Annotated in this window: 7 protein-coding genes; 4 read left to right on the top strand and 3 right to left on the bottom strand. The window is 54.8% G+C overall.

The genetic code is table 11. The features are described from left to right. From OXH56_07170 to OXH56_07155, 4 genes are all read left to right on the top strand, one after another. On the top strand, positions 1-510 hold a 510-nt coding region (locus OXH56_07170), incomplete at its 5' end, for an ABC transporter permease (protein MCY3555089.1). A gap of 164 nt (positions 511-674) precedes the next feature. Next, positions 675-1433 carry an SDR family NAD(P)-dependent oxidoreductase gene (locus OXH56_07165; GenBank protein MCY3555088.1) on the top strand — a complete coding sequence of 253 codons (759 nt, stop codon included), beginning with the start codon at positions 675-677 and terminating at the stop codon, positions 1431-1433. Then, complete coding sequence (locus OXH56_07160) at positions 1434-2204, top strand: phytanoyl-CoA dioxygenase family protein (protein ID MCY3555087.1); 771 nt, start codon at positions 1434-1436, stop codon at positions 2202-2204. Positions 2205-2248: 44 nt separating this feature from the next. Beyond that, positions 2249-3466, top strand: coding sequence for a mandelate racemase (locus tag OXH56_07155; protein ID MCY3555086.1), 1218 nt, complete (start codon positions 2249-2251; stop codon positions 3464-3466). A 65-nt stretch (positions 3467-3531) separates the two neighbouring features. Here the strand turns inward: OXH56_07155 and OXH56_07150 are convergent, their stop codons facing one another. The 3 genes from OXH56_07150 to OXH56_07140 all read right to left on the bottom strand — a co-directional run. After that, positions 3532-4338: a phytanoyl-CoA dioxygenase family protein gene (locus OXH56_07150; GenBank protein MCY3555085.1), complete on the bottom strand. Its 807-nt coding sequence runs from the start codon at positions 4336-4338 to the stop codon at positions 3532-3534. Positions 4339-4347: 9 nt separating this feature from the next. Further along, the gene (locus tag OXH56_07145; protein ID MCY3555084.1) at positions 4348-5307 is read right to left on the bottom strand and encodes a site-specific DNA-methyltransferase; all 960 of its coding nucleotides are present in this window, start codon (positions 5305-5307) and stop codon (positions 4348-4350) included. Continuing rightward, positions 5307-7279: helicase-related protein (locus OXH56_07140; protein MCY3555083.1), on the bottom strand; the 1973-nt coding region annotated here is incomplete at its 5' end. The genes OXH56_07140 and OXH56_07145, both read right to left, overlap by 1 nt.

Raw genomic sequence — 7279 nt, 5'->3', positions numbered from 1 at the left:
GTCGTCGAGATCCTGGCCTCCTTTCCGCCGATCCCCCTCTGGATGGCCCTGGGGGCGGCGCTGCCGGCCGGATGGACGAGCATCGAGACCTACCTCGGCATCACGATCATCCTGTCCATCATCAGCTGGGGCGGCCTGGCCCGCGAAGTCCGGGGCAAGGTCCTCGTGTTCCGGGAACAGGATTACACCACGGCGGCGCGGTCGGCGGGTGCGGGACACTGGTACATCATCTCCCGCCACCTGCTGCCCGGTTGCTACAGCCACATCATCGTGGTGGCCACGCTGGCCATTCCGGGCATGATCCTGGGCGAAACGGCCCTGAGCTTCCTGGGCCTGGGCATCCGTCCGCCCATGACCAGCTGGGGCGTGCTCCTCGAAGAGGCGCAGCGCGTGACGGTGTTGCTGAACCACCCCTGGCTGCTCTTCCCCGCCGCGCCGGTGCTGGTCGTCGTCATCGCCTTCAACTTCCTGGGAGACGCGTTGCGCGACGCCGCGGATCCTTATTCGTGAAAAAGGATTGCAGAGACTATCCCGGAATGGTTAGTTGCAGTGTCGTATCGACAGGAGACGGATCGACAGGAAACGAATCAACCCGCCGGTATGACCTGTGATCGCATGATGTGATCGCTTAACGTATATTCAAAGTATCTACAATCGAGATAAGGAGTGCAGCAATGAGTGAAAGCAACAAAGTCGCCGTCGTCACCGGCGCGGGTTCGGGCATCGGCAAGGCCTGTTCCCTGGCGCTTTTAGACGCAGGCTACAGCGTGGTCCTCGCGGGCCGGCGGAAAGAAGCCCTGGAGTCGACCGTGACAGATGCCGGTGAAGCCGCGGACCGGTTGCTGGTCGTACCCACGGACGTGGGCGTCGCCTCGCAGGTCGAGCGCCTCTTCGCCGAAACGAAGGCCGCCCACGGCCGCCTGGACCTGCTGTTCAACAACGCCGGGACCGGGGCGCCCGCCGTGCTCCTCGAAGAGCTGACGGCCGAGCAGTGGCAGACCGTGGTGGACGTCAACCTGACGGGTTCCTTCCTCTGCACGAAGGAGGCCTTCAGGATCATGAAGGATCAGGATCCGAAGGGCGGGCGGATCATCAACAACGGATCGGTCTCCGCCCATGTGCCCCGACCGAACTCGGCGCCGTACACGGCCACCAAGCACGCCGTAACCGGCTTGACGCGTTCGACTTCCCTCGATGGTCGGAAGTACAACATCGCCTGCGGGCAGATCGACATCGGCAACGCGGCCACGGAGATGACCCAGCGCATGCAGGAGGGCATCCTGCAACCTACCGGCGACCTGCTGGCCGAGGCCAGGATGCACGTCAAGAACGTGGCCGACGCCGTGGTTTTTATGGCCGGACTGCCCCTCGACGCCAACGTACAATTCATCACGGTCATGGCCACCACCATGCCCTACATAGGACGGGGATAAATGTCGGTAACCGGAGCAAAGCCCGTCGAGATCACCGACGGGCAGAAGCAGCAGTACCAGGAGGAAGGGTACTTCATTCTCGAGTCCGCCCTGGACGATGTGCAGCTGGAATACATACGCGGCGAGTGCGACCGGTTGCGGGTCGAAATGGAGGCCGAGATGGCCAGGGAAGCGGAGAAATCCCGGGGCATCACCCACAAGGGCAGCCGTTACTTCATCTCGAACCGGCACCGCGACAATCCCAGCCTGCGGCCGTACATTTTCAGCGAGATCATGGCCGAGATCTGCAGGAGCACTCTGGGCGACACCGCCTATCTCTTCCACGAGCAGTTCGTGGTCAAGGGGCCCGAAGTCGGCATGAAGTTCGGCTGGCACCAGGACTCGGGCTACGTGGGGTTCGACCACCGGCCCTACATGAGCTGCTGGGCCGCCCTCGACGACGTCTCCGACGAGAACGGCACGGTCTACATCCTGCCCTTCTCCCGCGCGGGCACGAGGCGCCGCCAGGATCACCGCATCGTGGACGAGACCAATGACAAGATCGGCTACTTCGGCGATGATCCCGGCGTGCCCGTGGTCGCGCCGGCCGGGAGCATCGCCGTCTTCTCCAGTGTCTCCTTCCACCGCAGCAGCCCGAATACCTCTGACAGCTGGCGGAGAGTGTACCTTACGCAGTACTCCGCTGAACCGATCCTGACCGAAGACGGCACGCGGAACTGGAGCAACGCGGAGCCCTTTCTTGTGGACGGCGAGCGGGTAACGGCCGAATAAGCGCTGCGGCCACAGAGCAGACCCCGCAAACAAAGGAGCGGACCTTGACCACGATCACCGGCGTGAAGTGCATCCGGACGCGTTCGAACGGCACCTGGGGCATCGTAAAGATCACCACGAACCAGCCTGGATTGTACGGCATCGGGTCCGCAAGCGATCACTACCACCAGCGCGCCGTCATCGAGGCCGTCGAGTCCATGCTGGCCCCGAGGCTCATCGGACGGGACGTCAGCCGCATCGAGGACATCTGGCAGACCTTCTACACGAGCGGCTACTGGCGTAACGGCGCCATCACCAACACGGCCCTTTCCGGGATCGACATGGCCCTGTGGGACATCAAGGGCAAGGAAGCCGGCATGCCCGTCTACCAGCTCCTCGGCGGCGCCTGCCGGAGCGCGGTGCCCTGTTACGCCCACGCGGGGGGCGGCACGCCGGAAGCCCTGCTGGAAGCCATTCAAGGCTACCTCGAAGAGGGGTTTCCTGTGGTCCGGTGCCAACTGGGTGGATACGGCGGCGGTGGATTCATCCCCTCGGAAGAAGCACCCCGCCCCGCCAACGCCTGGCCCGCCGACAAGGTCTTCGACGACGAGGCCTACATCGAAGCCATTCCGAACATGTTCGAGTACCTGCGTTCGAAGCTCGGATTCGGCCCCAAGCTGACCCACGACGTGCACGAACATCTCCGACCGCAGTCGGCGGTGGCCCTGTCCAAGCGCCTCGAACCCTACCGGCTCTTCTTCCTCGAGGACGTCCTATCGCCCGAACAGGTGCAGTGGTACCGCCTTATCCGGGAGCAGTGCACGACGCCCCAGGCCATGGGCGAGCTCTTCGTAAATCCCCACGAATGGACGCCCCTCATCACCGAGCGCCTCATCGACTACGTCCGCGTGCGGGTATCCAAGGCGGGCGGCATCACGCCGTGCCGCAAGATCGCGAGCCTCTGCGAATCCTTCGGCATCAACACCGCCTGGCAGGAAGGGGGCGACAACGACCCGGTCAATCAAGCCGCGGCCGTTCACCTCGACATGTCGAGCTGGAGCTTCGGAATCCAGGAAGAGAACACCTTCAGCGAGGAAGAATACGCGGCGTTTCCGGGGGCCTGCGAGCTAAGAGACGGGCATCTCTACACCAACGACAACCCGGGCCTTGGGCTCGACATCGACGAGGGTGCGGCGGCAAGGCTGCTGAATGAGGATGAAGCGGCGACGCCCCGGTACGCCGCGGAGGACCGCAGGGCGGATGGCAGTATCGTTCGGCCTTGACAGAAACTGCCTCTCAACTAGGCCGGTTTCAAACTCGCAGATTCGCAGATTCGCAGAAGTTCCGTCTAGGGCTTCGTATCGGCGTTGACAGGCGGCTCGTCATTGCCGATGAACCGCTCCGCCGTGTTCCTCGTGGCCGGATTCGTCCTGAAATCGGCAATCCACGGCTCACGGAAGTAGACCTGCTTCTCGCGCGGAAGGCCCGCGATGACTTCCGGCGGGGTTTTGAGCCGGTGCCAGTGCGTAGCCAGGTGGGAATAGGCGTTGAGGACGGTGACCCGGGGTTCGTCCCGGTTCCACACGGGACCGGCGTGACAGGTGTTCTCGGTGAAGAACACGGCGCTCCCCGCGGGACAGGCATAGGTCATTAGAAACTGGCTCCGCTTGCCCTCCTCAAGGGACATGTGATCGGGATGCATGGGGAAGTTGGCCTTGTGGCTCCCCACCACGAAGTGCGTGCTCTGGTCTTCCATGCGTATATCCGTAAACTCGAAGATCACCCGGACCATGCCCGCGTATATCTGATCACGCTGCACCCGGTAGCCGAAGATGGGATCGATCTGTCTGGGGCCACCCCCGTGCAGTTCCCCGTGAGCTTCCCCCTTGTTGCGCCACACGCAGGAACAGTTCTCCAGGCGGAAATCCTTGCTGATGATCTCCTCGATCACGTCCACGACCGCGGGGTGGTCGATCAGCACGCTCGACGGCCCGCCCGGCACGTCGCGGTGTTCCGGCGGAAGCGATTCAGGGTCGTGCTTGATCAGGTAGATCTGTTCGCGGATATCCTTGACCTCATCCGCGGTGAGTATAGCCGGCCGGACCAGAAACCCGGTCAGGTCGAATCGGAAGCGTTCTTCGTCGGTTAGGGACATGGGATTGTATTACATACTATCAAAAACTAACTCAAGAAACTCATGGTACCCAGATTCGTCAAATAACTGAGTCGGTATCTGGGTATCGCTAAACAGATCTCGCTCTTTCCATCTTTCCAAGTGATTTTGAAAATACACTATTATCGAAGCATCGATATCTGTCGAGATACTGTGCCGACCCTTTGCCATAGAAACTCGAGATGAAACGCCACTACCGGCAAAGAAATCCAGAACAAGTGATCCCTCATATGAGAGTGATGTGACAAGCCTGTTAATTAGAGGAATTGGTTTCTGAGTTGGATGCCCAACGCGTTCTTTGGAATTAGCTCCGAGTCTGGGGATCTTCCACACATTCGTAGGATTTCGACCTTTTTCTATACTTTCAGGTCGTAGTCGTTTGTCTCTTAGATAAATGGTTTTTGTTTTCGAATCGTATGGCTCGCGGACGCTGTCGAGATCAAAATAGTACTTTTTGCTTTTGGCGAACCACACGATTTCTTCATGGCGATTTGCAAAAAAACGATGGGCACTCATTCCGTTTGGGTAATTCCATATTATCAGGTTAACCAAATTAAACAGATTCTTATGTCTGATCTCTGATACTAATGAAAGCAGATCACCAGTTCCTGATTCACTTTGATATTGAAGTCCACCAAATATCACTAAGTTTCCCGACTCCCTTAGTACTCGACATGACTCAGTCAGCCATTCCAGAGCCCAACTCTGGTAGTTTTCATAGGCATCCCAATCAGCTATCGAGATATTGTAAGGAGGATCGCAGATAATCAACTGAACTGACTCATCTGGAAGTGTGCTCAGCGTTTCGAGACAGTCCGATTGAAACACAGCGTGATAGGTTTTTTCAACAGGTTTTTGTACAACACCTAAAAGCGAACTGTGCGCTTTGCCTGACTTTTTTAATGTGTTTATACCGATGTGACCTCGGTTATGGTGCGACCGATTTGGCATTAAAGATCCTCGATTAGTGTGATTTCATCAAACATGTACGTTGACGTCAAAAATTCTGGACCAAACAATTCCTTTAAGATAGTAAGATCACTGTGTGATAATCTATCTGGTCGGTCCGGCCACGCCTCCAGCAAACACTCCAATCGCTTTTCAGCATCTTCTATCGGCTCACCCTGATGAGATCGTACGAGTTCAGGAAAGACGACAAATCGCAAAACTTGCACTTCGTTCTGTCTTGTTTCTATTAATCCAGCTGCTGCTAGTAAGTTCAATAAAAAAGGACAGCGACGCCGCGAAGCTTCTTTCGTCGCTTCAACAATACCTTCGCGGTCCATATATTGCTTCACAAACGGTGCTTGGAAGAAGTTACCGTATATGTAGGCTCGGTATATTGTCTGCTGGCGTGCGATTTGATACAAGAAAGACAGCATCTGCTGTATGGCGTGCATTCCAAAAATGACTCGATAGATCACTTTCCGGGCTTCAGGATTTCTGTTTACTTCCGTACAGACGATCGTATTGTAGAAATCCTCATTTTCACTCATTCTCGTCGATGGAATTTCGTCTTCGCCAATATCAAATTCAAGGTTAGTTTCGGAAAGACTTGCAAACATCACGTCTCTAAGACTTCTACCCAAAGGTGTCAAACTAGGTACAAAATCGTCAGCAGACGGAACTCGACGGTCGTCCTCAAGAATACCAAGTTCCATTGCCGCCAAAAGTTTGTACTTAATTTGCCTCTGATAGGTTCCTAATCTCCCATGTCCAAGCCCACCGCGTAGTCGTATGTATTTATCATCAAATGCTGTACCGGTACGATCCTCAAGACCAAAATACCACAAAACAGCCAAAATGTGACCGACATGTGTTCCTTGAGGATAGTGATAGCTTGCCTCTGTGTACTCGCCGATCTCTCGAATGAATCCAATCCATGAACCAAATACCTGTGCGTATTGTGCGGATCTATACTCGCCATGTTTGTCGATGTCGATTCGACTAGGTTTCTTACCTGTCTGTTCAGCAACGTTGTAATACGCTTCCGTAAGTTCGGGTTTACCAATACCCAATTCCTCTCTATCCTGTTGGTCTAAGATTGTCTCTACAGTAGCATCAAAGTTCACTTCACAGCCGGTCGAATATTCGTACTCTATTTTGCGAACGGTACGACCACTGCTGTTTTTGTATTCTATTTCCTTCTTGTTCTTAGCAAGATAATCACGAATTAGATTCGCTCGTTTGTAGTTGCCTATAAAGTCAAGTATTCGGACTCGTTTCTTGCCTGGTACCAACCTCAAACCACGACCGAGTTGTTGAATGAAAACTGTTTTGGATTCTGTAGGCCTAAGAAAAAGCAATACCTGCACATTGGGAAAGTCGACTCCTTCATTGAACAAATCAACAGTAAATACCACGGTGATGCGGTTTTCCCTAAAATCCCTAATTAGTTGGTTTCTGTTTTCGGTTCCGGAGTGAATTGCTGCCGATCCGACTCCTTGTTCATTGAAGAATTCTGCCATACGTTCCGCATGTTTGATCGATACACAGAATCCAATGGCTTTATCGCCAGTTCCTTTATCCAGATACTGATTTAAGACGGCTTGATTTCGCTCGGGTATTACAAGTAATTTTTCAAGATCATCGATCCGATACCGATTGTTTTCATACCTGATATTGGAATAGTCAATATCATCCCTTAGACCATGGTATGTATATGGCACAAGATAACCACGTTCTATAACATCGTGAGTAGCGACTTCGTAAGCCTTATTGTAGTCGAATAGCTCAAAAATGTCTCTTCGGTCTAGACGGACCGGTGTAGCTGTCATTCCCAGCATGAAGTCTGGTCTAAAATGTTCAAGCAGATCTCGGTATGTTGGACTTTGTCCGTGATGAACTTCATCAACAACTATGTAGTTGAATTCATTTCTTCCAAACCTTGCCAATTGATGAGGTTGCAGAAGTTTGTCCTTCC

Source organism: Gemmatimonadota bacterium, assembly GCA_026702745.1.
Lineage (GTDB): Bacteria > JAAXHH01 > JAAXHH01 > JAAXHH01 > JAAXHH01 > JAAXHH01.
The sequence above is the reverse complement of the archived record's forward strand: the minus strand, read 5'-3'. Positions and strand labels throughout refer to the sequence as shown.

Excerpts from the sequence above, each read along its gene's own strand:
- OXH56_07165 (MCY3555088.1), top strand. The coding sequence starts at position 675 with ATGAGTGAAAGCAACAAAGTCGCCGTCGTCACCGGCGCGGGTTCGGGC.
- OXH56_07160 (MCY3555087.1), top strand. The coding sequence starts at position 1,434 with ATGTCGGTAACCGGAGCAAAGCCCGTCGAGATCACCGACGGGCAGAAG.
- OXH56_07150 (MCY3555085.1), bottom strand. The coding sequence starts at position 4,338 with ATGTCCCTAACCGACGAAGAACGCTTCCGATTCGACCTGACCGGGTTT.
- OXH56_07145 (MCY3555084.1), bottom strand. The coding sequence starts at position 5,307 with ATGCCAAATCGGTCGCACCATAACCGAGGTCACATCGGTATAAACACA.